Genomic DNA, 2,656 nt, shown 5'->3' with positions numbered 1-2,656 from the left:
GGGGGCCGTGCAGGGTGTACCGCAGCCGCGGACCTGACGGGGAACCCGTCCGGGGTCAGACCGTGTGCAGGCCCTGTGCGGCGAAGACCGCCCGGGCTCGGGCGATCTGGTCCGGTGTGGGCACCGGGGTGTCGGCGAGGGGGAAGTCGAGCGTGGGGTCGAGCCGCTGTCCGGTCAGGTGCCGGTAGAGGGCGCGGTCCCAGGACTTGATGTCGAGCAGCACGATGTCGGTGTCGGCGGCCACCGCGAGCCCGGCGATGCCGCAGGCCGTGGTGCGCCGGACGGCCCGATCGTGCAGGGCCATCTCGATCCGCTCGTAGGCGTACCGGTCATCGCCCACGGTCACGGGATCCACCCGGGCATATGGTCGGGAAAGCGTCACGGCGGCAACCGCCTGGCTGGAAAAGCCGGAATCACACCCCCGCGGGCGGTTTGGACCGGGAGTCGGAGACACGTCGGTCGCATCGGTCGACAACCCTCAACAGAGCTGTTACACCAGGTGAGTTCAGCGCCTCGGGAGTGCTGCTCGTGTCGAACACTCCTTCCTGCGCGAGGGCAGAGAGGCAGCCATGACCCTTCGTCGTCCGGAAGTTGGAGAATGCGCTCAGTGAATTCACCGGAGAACACCGTTGCCGTCGGTCCTGGGGCGGGGCGCGGCGAGTCGGTCGCCCGTGCGGGCCAGGGCTCGGCCGAAGCCGTCGACGAAACGCCGGCTGGGGATGAACTCCCCCTGTGGGGAACGGAGTTGCCCCTGGCGCGGACGGAGGAGCAGCAGGCCGCGGAAGGCGCCGACCTGCCGGACCTCAGAGCGCAGCTGTACGAGGTGGCGGAGGCCTGGAAGGAAGCCGTGCCCGAGGGGCGGAGTACCGCCGGGGATCTGCGAGCGGTTCTTGAGGCCGATGTGGAGGCGCTCCAGGTCCACTGGCAGCACGTCGCCGCACTCCCCGACGCATCGGAAGCGCCGGCCGCCGACGGGACGGGGCACGTGGGTACGAGGAGCGGAGCGACGGCGGTGAACGCCGCACTCCGCGCCGTCGACCGGCACGCCCTCGCCCTTCGCGCCGTCCCCGAGTGGCAACAGCTTCACACCGTTCGTGACGCCGTCTCCCGCGTCTGGGACACGCTCGCCGAACGGGCCGGCGAGTCCGCGGGCCGTCTCCTCGACGACCGGCGCGTCGCGGAGTTCCTTCGCAACGTGTCGGTCCGCGCGTGCGAGACGATCGCCCGGCTCTCCCGGCTGGCGGCCGACCGCCTCCGTCCCGACCGGGCCGCGCTGCCGAGTGCGGAGGCCCTCCTGGCGCTCGGCAACGCGGCGAGTGCCTACGGCAGGTCGGCACGGCGGCCGGGCGACCTGCCCGCGGGAGAGGCGCTGCTCGTCCTCGGCGGTGGACCCCGCCCTGGGGAGCCCTGGTCCTGACGCGCGGGCGGGCGGGTGGTGGCGGTACGGGCGTGCCGGGCCGATCCGCCCGCCGCGGCGTCCCCCGCCTGCCGCCCGGCCGTCCTCACCGCAGCACGGACTCCAGGAAGTCGCTGCCGATCCGGGCCACGACCGAGATGTCGAGCTGGTGGAGGACGAAGCGGCCCCTGCGCCGGGTGATGACCAGCCCGGCCTTCTTCAGCACGGTGAGGTGGCGGGAGACCTCCGGGGCGGTGATGCCGTAGGCGTCGGCCAGCTCGCTGGTCGAGTACGCGCCGCGCGCGAGGTTGCGGCACAGGCTCATCCGCATGGGGTGGGTCAGCGCGTCCAGGCGCAGCTTGACCGTCTCCACCGGCTCGGCGCCGCCGACCTCGTGGGCGGCCGCCGGGTACTGGATCACGGGCTGCCAGCCCGGCCCGTACAGGGTGAAGAGGTGCGGCCAGCCGAAGACGGTCGGTATCAGGGTGAGGGAGGCGCCGCGGGCCTCGGTGCGGCCGTGGACGAGCTTGTCGACGACGATGCGGCTGCCGTGCTCGTCCTCCTCCAGGCTCAGTGCCGGTGACGCGGCCGTGAGCGCCTCCGCCAGGCCCTTGCGGCGCAGCAGCTCGCTCTTGTGCTGGGCGTCGGCGGCGAGCTGGACGCGGACCCGGCGCCAGGTGTCGGCGAAGAACGCCTGGTCGCAGTCCTCCAGGAGGCGCCGGATCCACGCGCGCGTGGCGGTGGGTTCGGCGAGCATCCGCTCGACGAAGGCCGCCTGGCGCGGGCCGCGCGCCGCCGCCAGGTCGAGCGCGCGGCGCCGCGACCACGCGTCGACCAGGGGCGACGGCAGGCCCTTGGGGTAGTGGCTGATGCTGCACGAGATCTCCAGGGCCGCACCGACGAACTTCTCGTCTTCCATGCGGTCGAGGTCGTCCAGTTCCTCGGTGAGGGTCTCCCGGGGCCGGGCCGGCATCAGGAAGTCGGAGCGCGTCGACCGCCACATGAAGTCGGCTTCGAGCAGCCGGTCGGCCAGTTCCGGCTTGAGCGCGGCGGAGGTCGTCGTCGTCCACGCGTGCAGCCGGGAGTGGTGAGCGGGCTCGGCCAGCGCGTGCAGCGCGTTGCTCAGTTCGGCCAGGGGCGAGGGGCAGAAGGTGATCCGCTCGTGCGGCAGCCCGGTGATGTCAATGGTCACGCTCACCCCTCCATGGTGCCTGGCCGCCGCGACGCCGGGTCGGGCGGGGGGAGCCGTCCCGTCATTTG

At 72.9% G+C, this 2,656-nt stretch carries 3 protein-coding genes; 1 reads left to right on the top strand and 2 read right to left on the bottom strand.

The annotated features are described in order from the left end of the window. Nucleotides 1–55 precede the first annotated feature (55 nt). Nucleotides 56–346 carry a hypothetical protein gene (locus tag ACIQOV_RS36450; protein WP_401055095.1) on the bottom strand — a complete coding sequence of 97 codons (291 nt, stop codon included), beginning with the start codon at nucleotides 344–346 and terminating at the stop codon, nucleotides 56–58. A 399-nt stretch (nucleotides 347–745) separates the two neighbouring features. Here ACIQOV_RS36450 and ACIQOV_RS36445 point away from each other — a divergent pair, with 399 nt between their 5' ends. Continuing rightward, complete coding sequence (locus ACIQOV_RS36445) at nucleotides 746–1,417, top strand: hypothetical protein (protein ID WP_401055094.1); 672 nt, start codon at nucleotides 746–748, stop codon at nucleotides 1,415–1,417. Between the two features lie 85 nt (nucleotides 1,418–1,502). On the opposite strand, the gene ACIQOV_RS36440 is transcribed toward ACIQOV_RS36445, so the two are convergent. Continuing rightward, nucleotides 1,503–2,594, bottom strand: coding sequence for a DUF5937 family protein (locus ACIQOV_RS36440; RefSeq protein ID WP_401055093.1), 1,092 nt, complete (start codon nucleotides 2,592–2,594; stop codon nucleotides 1,503–1,505). Between the last annotated feature and the right edge of the window lie 62 nt (nucleotides 2,595–2,656).

It is taken from the genome of Kitasatospora sp. NPDC091257, assembly GCF_044757675.1.
Taxonomy (GTDB): domain Bacteria; phylum Actinomycetota; class Actinomycetes; order Streptomycetales; family Streptomycetaceae; genus Kitasatospora; species Kitasatospora lactacystinica.
Note: the sequence above shows the minus strand (reverse complement) of the source record. Positions and strands in the feature narration are given on the sequence as shown.